Annotated in this window: 22 protein-coding genes; 16 read left to right on the plus strand and 6 right to left on the minus strand. The window is 35.9% G+C overall.

The genetic code is table 11. The features are described from left to right. Positions 1-258: 258 nt before the first annotated feature. A complete protein-coding gene (locus CKJ95_RS19250; RefSeq protein WP_099355069.1) occupies positions 259-810 on the minus strand; it encodes a helix-turn-helix domain-containing protein in 552 nt (183 codons plus the stop codon). 98 nt (positions 811-908) lie between these two features. On the opposite strand from CKJ95_RS19250, the gene CKJ95_RS19255 reads away from it, so the two are divergent. The 11 genes from CKJ95_RS19255 (at position 909) to CKJ95_RS19305 (ending at position 8,978) form a co-directional block, all read left to right on the plus strand. After that, positions 909-1,634: an AzlC family ABC transporter permease gene (locus tag CKJ95_RS19255; RefSeq protein WP_099355070.1), complete on the plus strand. Its 726-nt coding sequence runs from the start codon at positions 909-911 to the stop codon at positions 1,632-1,634. Next, positions 1,631-1,954 carry an AzlD domain-containing protein gene (locus CKJ95_RS19260; RefSeq protein ID WP_099355071.1) on the plus strand — a complete coding sequence of 108 codons (324 nt, stop codon included), beginning with the start codon at positions 1,631-1,633 and terminating at the stop codon, positions 1,952-1,954. Before CKJ95_RS19255 ends, CKJ95_RS19260 begins: the two co-directional genes overlap by 4 nt. 111 nt (positions 1,955-2,065) lie before the next feature. Then, complete coding sequence (locus CKJ95_RS19265; protein WP_099355072.1) at positions 2,066-2,248, plus strand: DUF2187 family protein; 183 nt, start codon at positions 2,066-2,068, stop codon at positions 2,246-2,248. Positions 2,249-2,411: 163 nt separating this feature from the next. Continuing rightward, a complete protein-coding gene (locus tag CKJ95_RS19270; RefSeq protein WP_099355073.1) occupies positions 2,412-3,194 on the plus strand; it encodes an alpha/beta fold hydrolase in 783 nt (260 codons plus the stop codon). Between the two features lie 227 nt (positions 3,195-3,421). Further along, positions 3,422-4,471, plus strand: coding sequence for a DUF3231 family protein (locus CKJ95_RS19275; protein WP_257215865.1), 1,050 nt, complete (start codon positions 3,422-3,424; stop codon positions 4,469-4,471). 278 nt (positions 4,472-4,749) lie between these two features. Further along, a complete protein-coding gene (locus CKJ95_RS19280; protein WP_099355074.1) occupies positions 4,750-5,109 on the plus strand; it encodes a VOC family protein in 360 nt (119 codons plus the stop codon). A 64-nt stretch (positions 5,110-5,173) separates the two neighbouring features. Continuing rightward, on the plus strand, positions 5,174-5,530 hold the full coding sequence (locus tag CKJ95_RS19285) for a cupin (protein WP_099355075.1): 357 nt from the start codon (positions 5,174-5,176) through the stop codon (positions 5,528-5,530). Between the two features lie 284 nt (positions 5,531-5,814). After that, a complete protein-coding gene (locus tag CKJ95_RS19290) occupies positions 5,815-6,291 on the plus strand; it encodes a CarD family transcriptional regulator (RefSeq protein WP_099355076.1) in 477 nt (158 codons plus the stop codon). 637 nt (positions 6,292-6,928) lie between these two features. Beyond that, positions 6,929-7,354, plus strand: coding sequence for an RND transporter (locus CKJ95_RS19295; protein ID WP_099355077.1), 426 nt, complete (start codon positions 6,929-6,931; stop codon positions 7,352-7,354). 255 nt (positions 7,355-7,609) lie between these two features. After that, positions 7,610-8,206: a class I SAM-dependent methyltransferase gene (locus tag CKJ95_RS19300; protein ID WP_099355078.1), complete on the plus strand. Its 597-nt coding sequence runs from the start codon at positions 7,610-7,612 to the stop codon at positions 8,204-8,206. Between the two features lie 172 nt (positions 8,207-8,378). Next, positions 8,379-8,978, plus strand: coding sequence for a CBO0543 family protein (locus tag CKJ95_RS19305; RefSeq protein WP_099355079.1), 600 nt, complete (start codon positions 8,379-8,381; stop codon positions 8,976-8,978). Between the two features lie 70 nt (positions 8,979-9,048). Here the strand turns inward: CKJ95_RS19305 and CKJ95_RS19310 are convergent, their stop codons facing one another. Next, positions 9,049-9,828, minus strand: a complete 780-nt coding sequence (locus tag CKJ95_RS19310; RefSeq protein WP_099355080.1) for an SDR family NAD(P)-dependent oxidoreductase — start codon at positions 9,826-9,828, stop codon at positions 9,049-9,051. Between the two features lie 182 nt (positions 9,829-10,010). On the opposite strand from CKJ95_RS19310, the gene CKJ95_RS19315 reads away from it, so the two are divergent. After that, positions 10,011-10,496: a GNAT family N-acetyltransferase gene (locus CKJ95_RS19315; RefSeq protein WP_099355081.1), complete on the plus strand. Its 486-nt coding sequence runs from the start codon at positions 10,011-10,013 to the stop codon at positions 10,494-10,496. Between the two features lie 156 nt (positions 10,497-10,652). Next, positions 10,653-11,627: an NAD(P)H-dependent flavin oxidoreductase gene (locus CKJ95_RS19320; RefSeq protein WP_180271593.1), complete on the plus strand. Its 975-nt coding sequence runs from the start codon at positions 10,653-10,655 to the stop codon at positions 11,625-11,627. Between the two features lie 175 nt (positions 11,628-11,802). Here the strand turns inward: CKJ95_RS19320 and CKJ95_RS19325 are convergent, their stop codons facing one another. Together CKJ95_RS19325 and CKJ95_RS19330 are read right to left on the minus strand one after the other, a co-directional pair. Beyond that, complete coding sequence (locus CKJ95_RS19325; protein WP_099355082.1) at positions 11,803-12,105, minus strand: EthD family reductase; 303 nt, start codon at positions 12,103-12,105, stop codon at positions 11,803-11,805. 262 nt (positions 12,106-12,367) lie between these two features. Next, positions 12,368-12,622 carry a WGxxGxxG family protein gene (locus CKJ95_RS19330; protein WP_099355083.1) on the minus strand — a complete coding sequence of 85 codons (255 nt, stop codon included), beginning with the start codon at positions 12,620-12,622 and terminating at the stop codon, positions 12,368-12,370. A 203-nt stretch (positions 12,623-12,825) separates the two neighbouring features. Between CKJ95_RS19330 and CKJ95_RS19335 the strand changes: the two genes are divergently transcribed. Further along, entirely contained in the window at positions 12,826-13,848 is a 1,023-nt protein-coding gene (locus tag CKJ95_RS19335) for a DUF3231 family protein (RefSeq protein WP_099355084.1), read from the plus strand. Between the two features lie 187 nt (positions 13,849-14,035). Here the strand turns inward: CKJ95_RS19335 and CKJ95_RS23565 are convergent, their stop codons facing one another. Both CKJ95_RS23565 and CKJ95_RS19340 read right to left on the minus strand, forming a co-directional pair. Continuing rightward, a complete protein-coding gene (locus CKJ95_RS23565; protein ID WP_180271595.1) occupies positions 14,036-14,206 on the minus strand; it encodes a hypothetical protein in 171 nt (56 codons plus the stop codon). Positions 14,207-14,356: 150 nt separating this feature from the next. Then, complete coding sequence (locus CKJ95_RS19340) at positions 14,357-15,265, minus strand: AraC family transcriptional regulator (RefSeq protein ID WP_099355085.1); 909 nt, start codon at positions 15,263-15,265, stop codon at positions 14,357-14,359. 293 nt (positions 15,266-15,558) lie between these two features. Here CKJ95_RS19340 and CKJ95_RS19345 point away from each other — a divergent pair, with 293 nt between their 5' ends. Both CKJ95_RS19345 and CKJ95_RS19350 read left to right on the plus strand, forming a co-directional pair. Then, positions 15,559-17,157 (plus strand): glucose PTS transporter subunit IIA, encoded by a 1,599-nt coding sequence (locus CKJ95_RS19345; RefSeq protein ID WP_257215866.1) that lies wholly within the window; start codon positions 15,559-15,561, stop codon positions 17,155-17,157. A 48-nt stretch (positions 17,158-17,205) separates the two neighbouring features. After that, entirely contained in the window at positions 17,206-19,320 is a 2,115-nt protein-coding gene (locus CKJ95_RS19350; protein WP_099355087.1) for a glycoside hydrolase family 3 protein, read from the plus strand. The last annotated feature ends 114 nt before the right edge of the window (positions 19,321-19,434 follow it).

A 19,434-nucleotide genomic window follows, 5' to 3' on the forward strand; every position in this document is an offset into this window, starting at 1 on the left:
TCAACTGCTTTTTTTATTATTAAATTCAAAGTTCCATTAAGAATAAAACACCTTTCAAGTTTCTTTGAACCATTAGTTGATATATTTTACCATACAACTTTAAAAGGTTTATTGAAAAAGAAAAAACTATTTTAATTAATTTCTTTTGTAACGGCCATCTAAAGCTACCGGGTACGATCCTTTAAGAAGGAGATGTACCCTATTTTGTTGAAGTTATTAAACTAACTTAGAAAATAGACATAAAAGTCAGCATAAAAGTCAGTCCGGATAATAGATAATCGTGTAGAAACGAACCAGTTCGTCTGAAGAGTTGATATAAATGTGTTCAGTATTCGCATTAAATTTAATCGTTTCGTCAGGATTTAATTCAAACTTCTCTCCTTGAATTTCGAGAGTAAGTGTTCCACGTTGTAGTAGTACATATTCCTCACCTGTATGCTTTTCAGCTACATGTCTAAAGCCAGGTTTTAAGTCTACTGTGAAAATTTCAAACTTTTTTTCTGGATGAAAAGGGAAGAGAGGATACACAAAATAATTTCCATCATCATCAATTACTGGATTCAGTTCATTCATATTTATTTTTTCAATTTGTGGCTTATCATTTTCCTTTAAAAATCCTGAGAAAGAGACTTGCAATCCGTTGGCAATTTTCCAAAGAGTGGTGACAGTTGGATTTGATTTTCCATTTTCAATCTGGGCAAGCATTGCTTTACTAACTCCAGTTAGTTCTGACACGTTATCTAAGCTCAATCCTCGCTTTTTTCTCAAATTGGCAAGATTATTCGCTATAACCTCTTGAATGAATTCCATTAAAAAACTCCTTGACTCTTTTTTCTATTCATTATAACATACATTTAAACATCATAACAGACGCGTGTTTAATATAGCATACAAAAGGTGGTGTAACGTTGAACCAATTAGCACACGAAATAACAATCGAAAAAAATTTGCCTACTTTTACTCAAGGAGTAAAAGACTGCGTTCCAACTTTAATTGGCTACATCAGTATTGGAATTGCCATGGGGATAGTTGGTGCAGCGTCCAATCTAAGTATATTAGAAGTTGCTTTATTATCAATCTTAGTTTACGCTGGTGCAGCTCAATTTATCATTTGTGCCTTACTAGTATCAGGAAGTCCTTTTTCAGTCATTGTATTTACAACTTTTATTGTAAATTTACGTCATTTTTTATTATGCATGACTTTAGCCCCGAGTTTTAAAGATTATTCCCTATTAAAAAATATTGGGATTGGGACTCTAGTAACAGATGAATCATTCGGAGTAGCCGCTAATAAGATTGCAAAAAGAGAAATGATTAATGCAAGTTGGATGAATGGGTTGAATCTAACAGCTTATATTTTCTGGATTTTGTCTTGTACATTAGGTGCCATTTTCGGAAAATGGATTTCCAATCCAGAAGTTTTAGGATTGGATTTTTCTTTAACGGCAATGTTTCTTGCATTACTTGTTTTGCAATTAGAAAGTATGGAACGTGGTAAATTGAAGTTTTACCTATCCCTAATTGCATATGTCATCCTATCGATGTTGATTCTATGTATGTTTGTTCCTTCATATATTGCGATTCTCTTATCAACCATGATTGTTGCAACGATTGGGGTGGTGAAAGACAAATGAGTTTGAATTTATCTATATTATTAATCATATTAGGGAGTGCTATTGTAACTTTTATTCCGAGAGTTATTCCATTTATTGTGATAAGAAAAATAGGGCTTCCGAAAATTGTAATTAAATGGCTTTCATTTATCCCCATTTGTATTTTTACCGCACTGATCGTTGATAGTTTTATCATACAAGATGAATCATTACTTTCAATAGACTGGAGAGTTCTTGCTGCTATTATTCCAACTCTTATTGTAGCCATTTGGACAAAGAGTTTGTCTGTTACAGTTATAGTAGGCATTGTCTGTATGGCTACTATTAGATTTTTGTTTTAATGAAGCTAAGAATTGTGAAATCAGGGTATTGCTGTAATAAATACAGCTTATTCTTAATTGTAGCTGCATTTTTTTATCCTTACTGAAAATAATAAGTTCGGAGGTGTTAAAATGGCGACTGCTAAAATCGGGGATAACATTTCATTTAAGCGTGATGGGGAAAACTATAAAGGAACAGTTACGGTTGTAAGAGAAAATTCTGTGATTGTTGAGTATGGATACAATAAAGAAAAAGACGAACCTATTTCAACTATAGTCAATCATAAAAATTATAAAATTACGAAAGCAACGTAGGTAACAATAATACTTAGGTAGCGATAGTCCAAGAGAAGGATTATCGCTTTTTTGTGTTCCAATTAGTACTCGATTATCTCAGATAGCGTATAAGTAATAGGTAATCACCTATGTTTACCTAGATGAATATCTTATTCGTAAAGCTTTTTTAGGGGGAATCGGTGTGGGTTACTACGTTACTGTTGAATCAGGTGTAAAATTATTAGTAGAAGATATTAATCCCGAGGGCAGTAAGACAATCGTATTTCTACATGGTTGGCCGTTAAGCCATAAACAGTTTGAGTATCAATTTGCTGTTCTGCCATTCATGGGTTACCGCTGTATCGGAATTGACTGGAGAGGATTCGGAAAGTCGGATAAGCCAATAAGTGGATACAATTTTGACAGATTGGCGGATGACATACGTGCAGTGGTTGATGTCCTTCAATTAGACAATTTCACTCTTGTGGGTCACTCTACAGGTGGAGCAATCGCGATTCGGTATATGTCCCGACATAATGGTAATGGTGTTTCTAAGCTTGTCCTAGTGGATGCTGCAGCTCCTGTAGGTTTTACCACAGAAACTGCGACTAGATTCCTTACTCAAGCATTAAATGACCGTCCTAAGATGATGAGAGAAGTGACTGAAAACTTTTTCTTTCAATATATAACAAGTCCATTCTCTGAGTGGTTTTTTCAAATGGGATTAGAAGCAGCAGGCTGGTCAACAGCAGCAATCATCATTACATTAAGAGACGAGAAACTTTATGCAGATTTGCAAAAGATACTTGTCCCTACCTTAATTGTTCATGGTGTTCACGACAAAGTGATTCCATTTGCACAAGCTCAGGAATTAAATCAAAAAATAAAAAACTCACAGCTGGTTCCGTTTCATTACAGTGGTCATGGTGCTTTTTGGGAAGAACGTGAAAAGTTTAATGAAGTATTAAGACAATTTATTGGTTGATTGTCCCTTAATTAACCGGAACAAATATTGAAGATCGAGCTGCCTTTTGGTGGCTTTTTTAATGGAAATAACTGAGAGTAGTGGAACAAGGAATAATTGATGTTGCAGTTGTTAAAGTGATAGGTACATGAGGAGCATTAATAGATAAGTAAAATGCCGGCTTTATTTGAATTAATTTTTTTCCAAATGGAAATCATAAGCCAAAGATTGGGAAAAGGAGATTGTTTATGACCACCGATAAAGATTTAAATCCAATGAATGTGTTGAAACCATTAAATATAGATCCAAAATCTTCAGATGAGACCAACCCTTTCACATCTTTTGAAATGGGTAAACTTTGGGCTACCTATATGGGAAACAGTATGTCTATACAAATCTTAAGTTATTTTCTTGAGCATTGTGAGGATGAAGATATTAAAAAGCTATTAGAAAATGGGTTAGCCCTATCAAGGGATTTTATAAAGAGAATAGAAGGGTTTTTTAAAATAGAAAATTTTCCTATCCCATGTGGATTTTCTAAGGATGATGTAAATCTAGGTGCCCCTCGTTTATACGAAGATGAATTTTATGTTCACTATTTAAAATATGCTGCTAAGGCAGGTATGAGTCTTTACGCCGTTGCAGTTCCATTGATGATGAGGGAGGATATAAGGGAGTTTTTTATTTATTGTAATCAATGTACCACTGTCTTTATAGGGCAAATTAATAATATTCTAGTGAAAAAAAGATTAATTGCAGATCCTCCCATGATCCCAACGCCAGAAAACGTTGAAAAAGTTAGTAAACAAAGTTACTTAAACGGTTTTTTTGGAGATCTCCGACCATTGCAGGCACTAGAGATTATACATCTATGGGACAATATTGAGAATAACGTAACAAGTAAGGCGTTATTATTAGGTTTTCACCAAAGCGTCCAAGATGAAAAGATAAAGTCATTGTTTAAACGTGGATTAGATATGACTGATAAAGCGGTAAAGCAGTATAAAGAAAAACTGCATGTTGAACATATTCAATCACCTGCGTACTTAGATCACCTGGTTAAACCATCAACATTTCCACCTTTTTCCGATAAGATAATGCTGTTTCATAAAGTGGACATGTTCGCAATGAAGATAAGGTCATTCGGAAACTCAATGGCAGTAACGGCTAGAAGAGATATAAATGCCTTATATGGAAGAACCCTTGTGAACATTGGTTTATTTGTTGACGACGGCATGAATATCTTAATTGATAAATCCTGGGTGGAATCACCACCAAAAGCGTATGACAGGGATTAAAATATTTGGGATTATGTGTAATCCGAGGAGTCGTTTCTGGATACCACTGAAAAAAATATAAAATATAATATTTAGGACTTTATTATTATCTGTTTTTCAAACTGGTGCGTTGATCCAAGCAGGATTAACGCACTATTTTGTTGAAGTTTTCGTCGGACATCTTGAACAAACCGGTGAGAGTTTAAAGAAGAAATATAAGCGATTTAGCAGGTGATTTATGGTATTAAGTGGAAATGTTGTTAATGGATAATACATCAAAAATAAATGGAGGAGTAATTATGAGCCAAGTTTGTGTTATTGGAATTTATGTACCAAATATTCAGGAGGCAATTGACTTTTATACCACAGTTTTAGGGTTCGAAGTAAATAAAAAATATGGTCCCAAAATTGTAACATTAGTCCACGGGGATGTACCTATCGTATTAGAAGAATCGGAAAATACATCATATATTGATACTACCAAAACTTCAGGAGTAGTCTTAGGATTAAAAACGGAAGACATTTATCACACAGTTGATCTATTAAAAGAACATAAAGTTGATTTCATTATTGAAGAACCAACAAAATGCCCTCCAGGAAAATTTATTAGCTTTAGAGACCCATTTGGTAATGTTTTAGAGTATCTGCAATTTGACTAATCGATTAAATGATAGAACATTCTTGACTGAGAAATATATAACATAAGGTCCTTGGAGGTGCAAAATGAAAATTTATAAGTTTAGTAAAGAAAGCGGTAAGCAGATCACAAAATTCAATTCAGATTTTGTGATGTCCCGTGTTATTCAAACTGAAAAGGAAACTCATATAGGTTGCATGTACTTAGAAGAAAACGGAATTATAGGTTTTCATCAAGCAGTAGTACCACAACTTTTATTAATCTTAAATGGAGAAGGTTATGTTCGAGGTGAAAAAGAAGAATATATCAGAGTTCAAGTGGGAGATGCTGTTTTTTGGGAGAAAGATGAATGGCATGAAACCAAAACGGATACAGGATTAACCGCTATTGTTATTGAAAGTGATGAATTAAATCCTTCGTCATTTATGCATTTTGAAAAATAAATGTTCTTATACTAATGGTTGCGATTGCTGAATAAGGCAATCGCTTTTTCTGTTACTTGCGCAGTAAGATTTTATATAGATTAAGAATATCAAGGTTAGGAGAGGTTTCAGAATATAGACGAGAAAATTCACCGTCCCTTTTTTGGCAATCCGACATGATTCCTATTGTCTTTGATTTTTTGATTTTTAAAGGAAAATCAGTTGACAAGTAAAATAAAATTATGATATTATTAAAAATTTGATAAAAAATATCAAGTGTGTTAAGGTTAAGAAGGTTACCATATATGGAGGTGGGTTATTTGTTTCAAATTGGCGATAACATTGTTTATCCAATGCACGGAGTAGGTATAATTAAAGCCATAGAAGAAAAAGAAATCTCAGGGGAAAAACAACAGTATTATGTCATAAAAATGTTAATCGGTAATATGCAAGTCATGATTCCTACAGGTAAAATATTGAATTTAAATATACGCCCTGTTACTGACATAATTGCATTAAAACACATCATACACATTTTTCAGCATGGAGAATCAGATAGATTTCTACTGTGGAAACAAAGGTATAAAGTGAACACGGACAAAATAAAAACGGGTAAAATACAAGAATGTGCCGAAGTTGTGCGTGATTTAATGCGTATGAAGAAAGAAAAAGAACTTAATACAAGCGAAAAAAAAATGTTAGTAAACGCACATGGATTTTTGATGAGTGAACTGGAGTTAATTAAAGGAATTACTGAAAACCAAATAAAAAGTTTCTGTTAATGATCATTTAAACTCATCTATTACATCTCCCGAAAATATCCTGTTTTTTTGGGAATATGTTTCTTTCTTAAAAATAAACCTTTTTAAAGACATTCAACTTCTCCAACTCACCTATAGAGCATTCACCTCTTTTGTTATTTCTACAATTTAATCCATTTTTATTATTTAAATTTCTTTTACGACATTGGAGTTTCAACAAATAAACTCGATAATACAGTCACTTGATTTTTTTGCGATCCTGATTCACACTGGCGCGGACAAGGAGCCGTAAGGATGAAAGAGAGGTAGGGCTTTCATTGTTTTAGGTATGTGAATAGTAATCGTTTCTCTTCTATCGTAAAAGAGAAAAACGAATTGGTAACACCGTATGGTCAACTACAAAAATGGTTTCCAGACTAGGAAACCATTTTTTTATTTTATTTACACCACAATTATGTATTTTATCTCCAAATTCATTATGAAGATTTTCAATTACACGAAGGGAGTTTTGACTTTTGAAGGATTACGGGTTTTTTTGTAGAAGTTATTAAATGAACAGCACGGTATTTCAAAAAACGATTAGAGCATTCATCCTTCATTAATACATAAACTAATATTTTTCCTGCAATGTCGAATAAAATAAATGAGGAGGGATTAAATGAGCAGCAAAGGTTATCTCAAGGCAATAAACTGGACGATTTTCATACTTGTTGTTTTGACAGCAATTATTACGGCATCTATCACTATGTATAATCTTCTAAATATACCGGCCTTTGGTGAGGATGCGCAGTCTCGTGCAGAGTTCCGATGGGGATCCATACAAATGTTCACCGCGATTGCTTTACTAATCAGTTCTGTTTTATTAGCAAGAGGGTGGAATCGTTTGTTTCCATTTAACGTTCCAATTGCAATCATCCTGGTTGGTTTTTGTTACGTATTATTTTTTCTGACATTTACAACTGGTTGGGTTGGTTTTCAAGGCATGTTTGGTTTCTTTATTGCTCTACTAATAGGGATGATTTTAAGTATTTCGTATTCGATTTTTAATCGGATTGAACGACGAAAGAGGTTAAATAAAAATTAAATGGTCTGTTTTCAGTAGTGGCGCGATAGTTCAAGAAGGATTATCGCTTATTTTTGTTCTAGAGATTAAAACGTAAACGATACCCTCATTATTGAGAGAACATAGGTAGCTTAAATTCAAACTGATCTCTTGCAGAGAAAAACAAATATTGAGTTCTATTATTTTTAAAAGCGGGGCAGTATCGTGTCCTAAGGTATTGGTTTTGCTATAATGAGCACGATGTAGTTTTCATTTTTATGAATAGAGGTGTCACAAATGGAACATAACGTTTTCGAAGAAATAGCAAAAAGATATGATACAGAGGAAAGAAAAGCATTAGCGAAGGTAATCGTGAAGGAAGTAAGAACGGCACTGGACAATAGCCAAGGAAAATCATTAATCGACTATGGGAGTGGCACGGGGTTAGTTAGTTTAGAACTATCAGACTTAGTGGATTCGATTTTGTTGGTTGATTCATCAAAACAAATGTTGGATGTGGCTGAAGCTAAAATTTTTCAACAAGGAATGTCCAATGCAAAAGTACAGTATGCTGATTTAACTCAAGAAACACTTGACCTGAAGGCAGACATCGTGTTAATGTCACTAGTCCTTCTTCATATTCCTGATACGAAAAAAATCTTACAAGAATTGTTCAACGTCCTAAACAAGGGTGGCAAGCTCATTATTATAGATTTTGACAAAAACGATCAAATCTCTCATCCGAAAGTACATAACGGCTTTTCACATGAAGAGCTGAATAGAATATTATCCGAGATTGGATTTACTTCAATTGAAATGAAGACATTCTATCACGGACAGGGTATTTTTATGAAACAAGATGCCTCCATGTTTATATCCAGTAGTATAAAGTGATTTCTTGAAACCACACGACTTTTAATATTCAAATTACACCCGTCAATTCCTATAGAGGATAACGGGTGTTTTCTATGTTTTTCGAAAATAAAAATGCATCATTTTATTAAAGGCGAGATGGAATAAACGACTATATATAGCAAAATACTATCAAAAAACAGGAGGCTTCTTTGTGAACAAAGACCAATTGGATTTGATAGAGAAAATAAGAAAAGCAGAAGTTCAACAAAGTGAAAGATGGCTCAATTATTGGAACGATTACTCCAATTTTCATACATGGCAGTTTTGGGTTGTTTTGGCAATGTTAATTATTCCACTCATTGCTTTACTTATTTTTATAGACCGAAGAAAAATCTTTCGTCTTGGTTTTTACGGATATGGGGTACATATCTTTTTTGCAATTTCGGATGTAATTGGAGTATCAAAAGGGTGGTGGATCTATCCATATAAATTACTACCGGGTCTTCCGTCTAACTTAGCGCTAGATTCATCTTTTGTTCCAGTAGCGTATATCCTTCTTTACCAATTTACCCTTAATCGAAATAAAAATTATTATCTTTGGTTACTTCTTCTTTGCCTTGTTTTTGCATTTTTCATTAAACCTCTATTGCTTGGGATTGGTTTGTTTCGTTTTGGAGGAAAGGAGAATTTTTTCCTTTTATTTATTTTTTACGTAATCGTGGGACTGATAGCAAAATGGTTAACAGATCTATTTACGTTCTTAAGTAAATCAAATAAGTGGAGTCTTTTTCATAAAAAATCAAATAGTTAATACCAAATCTTAGGGAAGATTGGTTTGAGGTTGAAGGTGCGTATGCTAGCTAAAATTAAGTGCTGAGATATTATTTAATCCTTTTAGCTATGAGTTCGGTTGCCTTTTTCGGATTAAGGCGATATAAAATGTCCATAATTTTCGAATCGTTTCCGGCTAAGACTCGATATTTTTTAGTTTCTATTCCTTCAATAATGATGGCAGCTGCAACGATGGGGCTAAGTAGCTTATAGGTAGAACTTTCAGCACCTTCTTTTTCCACTTTGGCTTTTTCCACGAGGTCTGTTTCGACCGCGCCAGGTATCACAAGGGTCACACCTACATTGGTTGTTCTAAGCTCGGAGTGAAGGGATTCGGTTAACATCTTAACAGCTGCTTTTGAAGCACAGTAGATTGTTTGTTTCGGTATCGGTAGGGACCCACCCATACTTGCTACATTTGCAATATGCGCTTCCTGTCTAGTTAACAGATGTGGTAAAAACGATTTACACATATAAAGCGTTCCATAGAAATTGACATCCATTACCCACTGAATTTGTTCGTACTCAAGATCATTTACACTTATAAAAGGTTGAATGATGCCTGCATTATTGATAATTCCGTCAACGCAACCGTGACTGACAATGACTTCATCAGGAAGCCTTTGCACATCCTCGTTGTTCGCGATATTTGCGGTGTGAATTGAAATTCTGTCGCCATAAACTTCTTTGAATGCCTGCATTTTATCGAGCCCATTTTTGTGAATGATTGCTGCGACTTTTGCTCCTTTTTCCAGCAGCTGTCGAACCAGCTCACGTCCAATCCCACCCCCTGCACCCGTAACAACAATGACCTTTTCGGATACTTTCATCAAATAACCCCCATCTAATAAAAATATGCACTCCACATCATATGTACGTAGCGATTCTTGATGACATAGTGAAAAAATAATAATTTATATAGTTTACTTGAGTTGTTAAGGAAATATTTGAAGAATGTTATAAAATATATAAAAGTAGGAATCTTCAATGGATTAGAGGGGAATTAGACAAGATGTTTACTATGAGGAATGTTCAGGCATCAGATTTAGATCAGTTGCTACATATTGAAAATGAAGGCTTTTCGGTTGAGGAGGCAGCAACTAAAGAAGCGTTTATAGAGAGAATTCAGTTGATAGCGGATAGCTTTATTGTGGCCGAAAAGGAAGGGGAGATACTTGGTTATATTAATGGACCTGTTATTAATCAACCGTACATAACCGATGATCTTTTTACGGAAATCAAGCCGAACCCAAAAAGAGGAGGATATCAGAGTGTTCTGGGATTAGCAGTATCCAAAAAGAATAGGAAGCAAGGGGTTGCAAGGAGTTTACTAGATAAAATGCAAGAGCTGGTAAAAGAAAATGAAAGAGAAGGAATCACCTTGACATGTAAACAGGAATTAGTTCCTTTCTATGAAAATCTAGGGTTTGTTAACCATGGCTTATCCGAATCAAAACATGGTGGAGTGAGCTGGTATAACATGGTGAAGTTAATATAGGGACGTTTAAGACTAGTCCTAGGTCTATTGTAAGCAACGATTCTTGAACATTTTGTGAAAACGATGAAATTATGATCTGCTTTTAGGACAAGGTATTATATTTGTAACTATTCATTTGAAACCCAGTCGTTACAATAAGCGTGAAGGATAACAATAATGACGAAATGGGGTATTCTTTTGAGTTTTCCACAATTAAAAATAGGTCATATGGCACCAAAGGTTCCAATCATGCAAGGAGGAATGGGAGTAGGTATTTCCTTAAGCGGACTTGCTTCCGCTGTGGCAAATGCTGGAGGTATCGGAATTATTTCAGGGACTGGAATTAGTTTTGATGAATTGCGATTTCACATCAGGAAGGCGAGAGAATCCATTCAGGATGGCAGCTATATAGGTGTTAATGTTCTTTTTGCGATGAATGATTTTGCTGAAAAAATGAAAGTAGCGATTGAGGAAAAAGTTGATTTCATTATTTCAGGGGCTGGCATTTCAAGAGATATGTATAGTTGGGGCAGAGAAGCTGGAATACCGGTGATTTCCATTGTGTCTTCAGCAAGGCTAGCAAAAATATCGGAACGTCTTGGTGCTTCTGCTGTTGTTGTAGAAGGAAATGAAGCCGGTGGGCACCTGGGTACCGAAAGACCATTGTTCGATATTTTGCCAGAAGTGGTGGAAGCGGTTAAGATTCCCGTAATTGCTGCTGGAGGGATTATGACTGGTGATGATCTCGCTCGTGCCATCCGAATAGGGGCTTCCGGAGTTCAGATGGGAACAAGATTTGTTGCAAGTAACGAATGTGACGCACCACTATCGTTTAAAGAAAAATATGTACAAGCGAAAAAGGAAGATACGGTTATGGTGAAAACAACCGTGGGATTAGAAGGTCGTGCAATAAAAAATCATTTTACTGAACTCATATCTGATGATAAAAAAGTAAAAATCAAAAAGTGTATTGATTGTTTGAAAGACTGCTCCTATCGCTTTTGTACAATGGATTCATTGATTACTTCAATGGAGGGCGATTGCGAGAATGGTCTTGTATTTGCGGGAGCAAGAGTGCATGAAATAAACGAAATCCTTCCCGTCCAAACAATCATTCATAATATTATGGATGAATACAAAGCTTGTATTTAATGATGTGTTTTTAGTAGTCGATCCATGCTTGATTTGAGAACGAAAAACAATCTTTGTTGCGCCCACAGATGGAATTTGATTTCCCACTGTGGGCTCTTTTTTGTATCAAAAAGAAGAAAAGTACTTAAAGGTCGGATTACGAATAGACTGGGACGCGGGACCTGTCCCTTCGTCCCTATTCTACGATAGTGATAATGGGTGGTTTGTGTAGGTAGTGGAAGAAGTTTGCACCGTCTTGTTCTGCTTGTTTTGCTTCCGGGCTATTAAAGGCCTCCATTAATTTTTCCATGTCTTCGAATTCTAGTATGGTAACCAGATAGAGGTTTAAGTCACTCCCTTGGGAATTCACTACACGATGAACAGAATCTTTAATGATATTTGGTATTTTCCGCCCGAGTGGAACATGAACTTTTAAATAATGCTGATCAAACTTTTCCTTATCCTTTGGTTCCTCATACATAATAATCATCTTCGCCATTAGCCATCACTCCTCCATCATTCTAGTAGACTATATTCTTTTTTATATTTTTATATGCCGATAGATTCATACACTTTCTTATGCTAACGGTGCAGGATAGTGGAAAGAAAACATCGAAGTAGGAGGAAAGAGCAAAATAAAAAAGGCTAAATCAATCCAGATAAGCCTAAAAGAGAGAATAAAGAAAAGGATCCCTGTTGAGACCCTATTCTTGTATTAGATATTAATAATAGCTCAATTTAAGCGTCAAAGGTGAAATGGATTATCTGTTATTTCCTTGGTTGTTGTCTTTTCTTCTTAATCCTAAAAGACCAGCTAACCCAAGTAATCCAATCCAGCCCCAATCCGTATCGTCGTCGTCATTATCAGCGTTAGCCGTGTCATTGCCATTTTGTGCAAAATGAGTGACTTCGCTACCAGCGTTATCGCTGAAATCTGTTGCTTGGACAGTTGACATACCTAACAGCATTGCGGTAATTAGAAAAGTACCAAATGAAAATAGAAATTTTTTAGACATGGTTTCCCTCCTTTCAAACTTATTTACAATAATGTTTGTAATCGCATGAATAATTATTCAAGAAGTATTTTATGTAATAAAATCTTGTGAAGCAGTGCACTTAGTAGGCAAAATTCAAACGTTTGTTATTTATGTAAGGAATACATACGATTAGTAATTTATGGGCAAGGTATTTTTTAGTATAACTTTTTTGGAGGTTACGTATGGAAGGAAAGGAAAGCCAGATCAGGCTAACAGCAGGCGAGATTGCTCAACTTTGGATGCAATACTTAAATGATAGCGCAAGTGTGTGTGTCCTTTCGTATTTTTTAGAAAAAGCTGAAGATGATGAGATTAAGCCAATCATTAAATTTGCTTTAGAGTTATCTCAATCACATATAAAAAAAATCACCGCCATTTTAACAGAGGAAAAAAATGTGGTTCCAAGTGGTTTTAGTCTAAAAGAAGATGTGGACGTAACCGCTCCTAGGCTTTATTCAGACAGTTTTGTACTAAATTTTATAAACCAAATGTCTAAGGTTGGACTTACATCCTATGCTGCTAGTGTGTCAGCTTCTGTTAGAGATGACATTAAAAACTATTACATGGAATGCCTTAGTGAAACCATGCAGTTATATAAAAAATCAACTGATTTATTATTGTCAAAAGGATTGTTTGTAAGGCCCCCAAGCTTGCCTAATTTGGAGAAAGTTGAATTCGTGAAAAAGCAATGGTTTATGTTAGATGTAGTTGGTGAGAAAAGACCATTAACCGCTGCCGAAGTAGCTAATTTATTCTCAAATCTCCAAAGAAACGCTTTGGGAGTCGCGACACTTACTGGATTTAGTCAGGTTGCACAGAATAAGGACGTAAAACAATTCTTCCTAAAAGGATTAGAAATTGGGAATAAGCATATTAAATTATTTAGAAGTAAGTTAGAGGAAAGTAAACTTCCTGCACCCATGGGGTGGGATTCTGAAATAACAAATAGTACAGCTCATACATTTTCTGATAAACTTATGATGTTTTTCACATCTGGGTTAATTACTTTGAGTGTAGGGTATTACGGTACAGCTGTAAGTCAAAGCCCTAGAGGTGATCTTAGTACCATGTATAACCGGCTTTCCTTAGAAGTTCAGATGTATGCTGAGGATGGAGCTAATATCATGATAAAAAAAGGGTGGTTAGAACAGCCCCCAATGGCTTACGATCGAGATGAATTAATTAGGAAAAAGAATCATTTATAAAAATACATGTAGCGTCCTTTTGCAAATAAGCATGAGGACTTTTTTATATCGTTGTACCAGTTGGTGGATAGGTTACATATGAAAGCATAGACATGTTTTTACCTAAGAAGGGCTATTTTTATCATAAGTCTCCGGAGGTAAAAGTCTAAGAAGGATTAAAAAAGGAACCAAGGAGGTTCCTGTAAAATTAATGATTATTTGGGTTTTTTAGTTTAGATTTACTTCCACGATTGGAGTTATATTCAGTACCTTTATTATTATCACCGCTAGCCATATCTTGGCCAAACTCTGTTTCTAATTTCCCGCCGTTTCTCGGTGAATTTTGATTTTGACTGCCTTTATTAACACGCTTTGTCATCATTTCCACCTCCATTTCAAATGCATTATTATCATGCCAAGCTTTGTATTTTTCATGTAATTATCGATAATATTTCTTAAAATTAAGTCTCTATACAAAAACGCTCAGATTTCTGAGCGTTTTGCTTTTCACTAAACAAGTGGATTACGACTACTTCCTAAACTCCTTTTGTAAGTTTTTTGGGGATACATTATATTCCTTTTTAAAAAGTCGATAAAAGCTAGAGTAGTCTTGAAAACCGCATTTGGTGGCAATTTCTTCGATTGAGAGCTGATTTTGTTTGATCAAGGCAACGGCCGTAGCAAGTCGTTTCAATAATACATAACGATAAAAGGGTACTTTCATGTTTTCTTTAAAATAATGAGAAAAATAATACTTGTTTAAATGAAAATGACTTGAGACGTTGTCTAAATTCATTTCTGAATCTGTCAAATGTTCTTCAATGTATTTGATAATGGCATGTAGACGTTGATCTGCCTCACTGTTTAGACTACTCATGGGCTCACTACTAGCAGGGTTTAAGATAATATCCATCGCGCGAAATAATAAATAATGGGATGCAAATGAATAAGGGGCAATATTCCCTTTTATACGATTACTGATTTCTTGGAATAGCGAGAGGATTTCCTTCAAATTTTTAGAGTGGAGATGGACAACATAAGAACCCTGCGTTTTATGATGGATGATGCTATCACTCATGAAGGGAGAAATCGATAAGAAATCAGCCAATAACGATTTGCTGATGGTCGATACGATTCTTTCATAATTGTCAAAATCACTTACTTCTGCTTTATGTACAGCATACGGGGGAATGATGACAACATCCCCTTTGGTAAGTGAGTAAATTTGCCCCTCACAAAAAAATTCACATTCACCCCCTAAAAATACGAGAATTTCCATTGCGTCATGACTATGCAAGCGGAATAAAGGCTCGATATCAGAATAATTTTCTAAAGATTTGTCAGGCTTTCTGCCCCAATCATGGGATTTATATTTATTACTCCAATAATAAACCTCAAAATTCTCATTTAAAACTGGCATAAATGTCGATTCTTTCATAATATGCTCCTTTTACAATAGCAAGATATACAATATTATCAGCAAAAATAACAATTTATTTCATGTAATTCCTTGTTATTATATCACTATAATCTAAGAAAAAAGAAGTCTTAGAGGAAATGAAAGCCTTATCTAGGCAGAATTTTTTTGTAAATGAAAGCCCTGTCTTTGGGAGATTTTAATAGAGGTATTATAAATCATGTTTAGTTAGTCTGAACTTATGTCTTTTTATTCCTCTATGATGAATTTGAAATAGTATTCAGCAAAGAAATCACAACTAGGAGGACATGACCTTGAAAAACAATGATACTACTGTAGAGAAAAAGGAAACAGTCGTAAATAAACTATTAGGCGCAATTAGTGGAAGTTTTGCACCCATTTTAGGAGTTCTTGCCGGATCTGGCTTAATCTCAGCTTTATTGTCCATCTTAAAGTCATTAGGTTGGGTTTCCGCTGAAAGCGGTACCTACGCGATTCTTTCTGCTGCTGGACATGCTGTTTTTTACTTTTTTCCTATCTTTCTCGGTTTTACCATGGCAAACAAACTTGGAGCCAATGGATTTGTAGGAGCAGCAATTGGGGCAGCATTATTAGAACCAAATTATGTGAGTTTAGTCACTTCACAGGCTCAGGATGTTTCATTCTTAGGAATTCCGGTTTTATTGGCAAGTTATTCATCGACCGTGTTTCCGATTTTAATCGCAGCATCGATTTATGCGTTTTTAGATAAGTTTTTGAAAAAAGTGATTTATAAAGAATTACAGATGTTTATCAATCCGATGATTTCTTTACTGATTATCGTACCATTGACAATCCTTATCTTTGGTCCATTTGGGACGTATGTGGGTCAAGGCTTAGCATTCATTATTCAGTTTTTAAGTAGTCAAAGTGGATTAGTTACTGGAGCTGTTTTAGGAGCGGCATGGTCTTTCCTTACGATATTAGGTCTTCATTGGGCAGTTATTCCAATCGCCATTGCTAATCTTGGTGCAACGGGACTTGATCCAATTATCGCGATGGCAGCCGCGGCACCATTTGCCCAAATCGGTATGGGGCTTGGCGTTTTCTTTAAAACGAAAGATAAAAAATTGAAAACACTTGCTGGGTCAGGGCTTCTACCAAGTGCCTTAGCAGGAACAACCGAAATTATCACATATGGTATTCTCGTCCGTTATAAACGAACTATGTTATACGTTGGGATCGCTGGAGCTGTTGGTGGAGCAATCAACGGAGCACTAGGAGTATCAGCAACCGCATTTGCACTCCCGAGTTTCTTGTCGATTCCTGTATTTTCACCAATCGGAATTTTCGCAATAGGTGTTTTCGCTTCCTTATTAATCGCAATGATGCTAACGATGGTATTTGGATATGAAGGCAAGCATGACCTAGCAGTTGTTGAAAAGACAAATAAAGTATTTGGGTTAAAAAATGTAAAAAAAGAAATCATTGCAAGTCCATTAACGGGTAAAATCGTTCCATTAAATCAATTAGCAGATCCACTTTTTTCAACAGAAGTTGTAGGAAAAGGGATTGCCATAGAACCAACAAAAGGGGCCATTATTTCTCCAGTGGATGGAGTCGTAACCACATTATTCGCAAGTAAACACGCGATTGGAATTACATCGAATGGTGGGGCTGAGATTTTAATCTATATTGGTGAAAATACGGTTCAGTTGAAAGGCAAATATTTCACTTCCCATGTAAAACAGTGGGATGAAGTGAAAAAAGGCGACATCCTTATTGAATTTGACATCGAAAAAATTAAAGCAGCTGGATATGATCTGAAAACACCAATCGTGATTACCAATACAGAAGAGTATGTAGAAGTGAAACCAACGAAATCGGGTAAGGTTGAGGCAAATGATGATGAAGTTATGAGACTTGATGCATAGCAAAAACCGATGGTTGAAACTTAATGAACCCTATGAGGAGGAAGTTACATGCAAAAGCAACCAGAATTACAAGTAAGAACGAAGAAACTGATTGAACATGAAGGTTTGAAATTTAAAGATTTAAATAATAATGGCAAGCTGGACCCTTATGAAGATTGGCGTTTAAGTCCGAAAGAACGTGCAGAAAATCTTGTTTCCTTGATGAATGTCGATGAAAAAATCGGTATGATGCTGATCAATTCCAGGAAAATGGGACTTGCACAGGAAGATAAAAGCAAGACAAGCCATGACGGTGTTCTAGATGAAAGTATTATCGAAAGAGGAGAAACGATTTTCGCTACAAGCAAGGTATACGGAACGACTCATACGATTGCAAACCGACATCTACGACACTTCATTTTAAGAGATAACTTTACTCCAGCTGAAATGGCGGAATGGGTTAATGCGATGAATGAAGTAGCGGAAGGAACACGCTTAGGGATTCCTGTACTTGTTGCGTCGAACTCGAGAAATGAGAATGGTGAAGCCGTATTCGGTATGAACGATGCAATCGGAATATTCTCTACTTGGCCAGGAACATTAGGGTTGGCGGCAGCCGCAAAGGGCGATATCCAAAATGGTGGCGATGCTTCTTTAATTAGTGAATTTGCGAGTATTGCCCGAAAAGAGTGGAATGCCACTGGCTTAAGAAAAGGCTATATGTATATGGCAGATGTGGTGACAGATCCAAGATGGCAGCGTACGTATGGAACGTTTGGAGAAGATCCAGAGTTTATCGCCGATGTAATCGGTCGTATCCTTGACGAGTTCCAAGGAGAAACATTAGGAAAAGATAGTATTGCGATGACAACGAAGCATTTCCCTGGTGGGGGAGCGAGAGAAAATGGCTTTGACCCTCACTATGAGGAAGGAAAATGGAATCTATACCCAACTCCGGGCAGCTTAGAAAAATACCATCTACCACCATTTAGAGCAGCTGCAGAACATGGAACATCATCTATCATGCCGTACTACTCAATTCCAAGTATCAAGAAGAGTGTGGTTCAGGAGTTTGAAGGGGAAGAAATCCCATTCGAAGAGGTTGGATTTACGTTTAATCGTTATTTCATCGACCATATCCTTCGTGGAAAGCTTGGATTTAAGGGCTATGTGAACAGTGATAGCGGCATTATTAATAACATGAGCTGGGGAATGGAAAAGAGCAGTGAAGGTGAACGCTTTGCAAAAGCGATCAATGCGGGTACCGATTTGATTGCGGATACGAATGATATTGAAAATCTGAAATTAGCGATTAGTAAAGGCTGGATCAGTGAAAAACGAATCAATGAGTCAAATGTACGTCTGTTAACAGAAATGTTCGCTTTAGGTCTATTTGATGACCGCACATACAATGACCCAGCAAATGCAACTGAGGTTGTTAGCACAAAGGCACATTGGGATGCTGCATACGAAGCACATAAAAAGTCAGTGACAGTATTGAAAAATACAAATGAAACCTTGCCACTTACAGCGGACAAGCTGGATGGCAAAAAAGTGTACATTGAAGTTTTCCATAAGGAACAAGAAAGAGCGACTTCTTTTACGGAAAAAGCAAGAAATGAAGCGAAAGAACTCGGCCTCTTTACGTTAACAGACAACCATGAGGAAGCTGATACAGCGATTCTGTTCCTACAACCAAAATCGGGTTCATACTTTAATGCAACACCAGGCTTACTTGAGCTTGATATTTGTGAGGATAAAGTAAACTCAGCGATCGATGGTACATTGTATCAAGAGACTACTTTAAGTGGCTTAGACCATCTAAAAGAAGTAGTGGACAGTGTGCATGGCCGCGGTGGTAAAGTTGTGATGAGTGTCAATATTATCCTTCCTTGGATTTTAGGGAATGTTGAACCAATGGCAGACGCATTAGTTGCAGGATACGATACATTCTACAATGCACAACTTGAAGTGATTGCAGGGAACCACAAGCCATCAGGTGTCTTACCATTAACCTTACCGGCTAGTGAAGAAGTCATTGCTGTTTACCAAAATGGCGATTGTGTATCTCCTAATGACGTACCAGGGTATGACAAAGACAAATACATGCCAGCCGGAATGACTTATGCGTATAAAGACAGTGACGGCAATGTTTATAAACTGGGGCACGGATTGAGATATTAAAAACTGTTAAAAAGCAAATTTGAAATTCAGGGTCTGTCCTTAATACGTAAAAATACATTTTGGACAGGCTCAATACTTGATAAAAATTAATAAGAGTAAAAAAAGTTCGTCATC

It is taken from the genome of Fredinandcohnia onubensis (genome assembly GCF_002734285.1).
In the GTDB taxonomy this organism is placed as follows: domain Bacteria; phylum Bacillota; class Bacilli; order Bacillales; family Bacillaceae_L; genus Ferdinandcohnia; species Ferdinandcohnia onubensis_A.

Excerpts from the sequence above, each read along its gene's own strand:
- CKJ95_RS19335 (WP_099355084.1), top strand. The coding sequence starts at position 12,826 with ATGGAAGGAAAGGAAAGCCAGATCAGGCTAACAGCAGGCGAGATTGCT.
- CKJ95_RS19300 (WP_099355078.1), top strand. The coding sequence starts at position 7,610 with ATGGAACATAACGTTTTCGAAGAAATAGCAAAAAGATATGATACAGAG.
- CKJ95_RS19260 (WP_099355071.1), top strand. The coding sequence starts at position 1,631 with ATGAGTTTGAATTTATCTATATTATTAATCATATTAGGGAGTGCTATT.
- CKJ95_RS19295 (WP_099355077.1), top strand. The coding sequence starts at position 6,929 with ATGAGCAGCAAAGGTTATCTCAAGGCAATAAACTGGACGATTTTCATA.
- CKJ95_RS19280 (WP_099355074.1), top strand. The coding sequence starts at position 4,750 with ATGAGCCAAGTTTGTGTTATTGGAATTTATGTACCAAATATTCAGGAG.
- CKJ95_RS19325 (WP_099355082.1), bottom strand. The coding sequence starts at position 12,105 with ATGGCGAAGATGATTATTATGTATGAGGAACCAAAGGATAAGGAAAAG.
- CKJ95_RS19340 (WP_099355085.1), bottom strand. The coding sequence starts at position 15,265 with ATGAAAGAATCGACATTTATGCCAGTTTTAAATGAGAATTTTGAGGTT.
- CKJ95_RS19290 (WP_099355076.1), top strand. The coding sequence starts at position 5,815 with ATGGAGGTGGGTTATTTGTTTCAAATTGGCGATAACATTGTTTATCCA.
- CKJ95_RS19330 (WP_099355083.1), bottom strand. The coding sequence starts at position 12,622 with ATGTCTAAAAAATTTCTATTTTCATTTGGTACTTTTCTAATTACCGCA.
- CKJ95_RS19275 (WP_257215865.1), top strand. The coding sequence starts at position 3,422 with ATGACCACCGATAAAGATTTAAATCCAATGAATGTGTTGAAACCATTA.
- CKJ95_RS19310 (WP_099355080.1), bottom strand. The coding sequence starts at position 9,828 with ATGAAAGTATCCGAAAAGGTCATTGTTGTTACGGGTGCAGGGGGTGGG.
- CKJ95_RS19265 (WP_099355072.1), top strand. The coding sequence starts at position 2,066 with ATGGCGACTGCTAAAATCGGGGATAACATTTCATTTAAGCGTGATGGG.
- CKJ95_RS19320 (WP_180271593.1), top strand. The coding sequence starts at position 10,653 with ATGACGAAATGGGGTATTCTTTTGAGTTTTCCACAATTAAAAATAGGT.
- CKJ95_RS19350 (WP_099355087.1), top strand. The coding sequence starts at position 17,206 with ATGCAAAAGCAACCAGAATTACAAGTAAGAACGAAGAAACTGATTGAA.
- CKJ95_RS19285 (WP_099355075.1), top strand. The coding sequence starts at position 5,174 with ATGAAAATTTATAAGTTTAGTAAAGAAAGCGGTAAGCAGATCACAAAA.
- CKJ95_RS23565 (WP_180271595.1), bottom strand. The coding sequence starts at position 14,206 with ATGACAAAGCGTGTTAATAAAGGCAGTCAAAATCAAAATTCACCGAGA.
- CKJ95_RS19315 (WP_099355081.1), top strand. The coding sequence starts at position 10,011 with ATGTTTACTATGAGGAATGTTCAGGCATCAGATTTAGATCAGTTGCTA.
- CKJ95_RS19250 (WP_099355069.1), bottom strand. The coding sequence starts at position 810 with ATGGAATTCATTCAAGAGGTTATAGCGAATAATCTTGCCAATTTGAGA.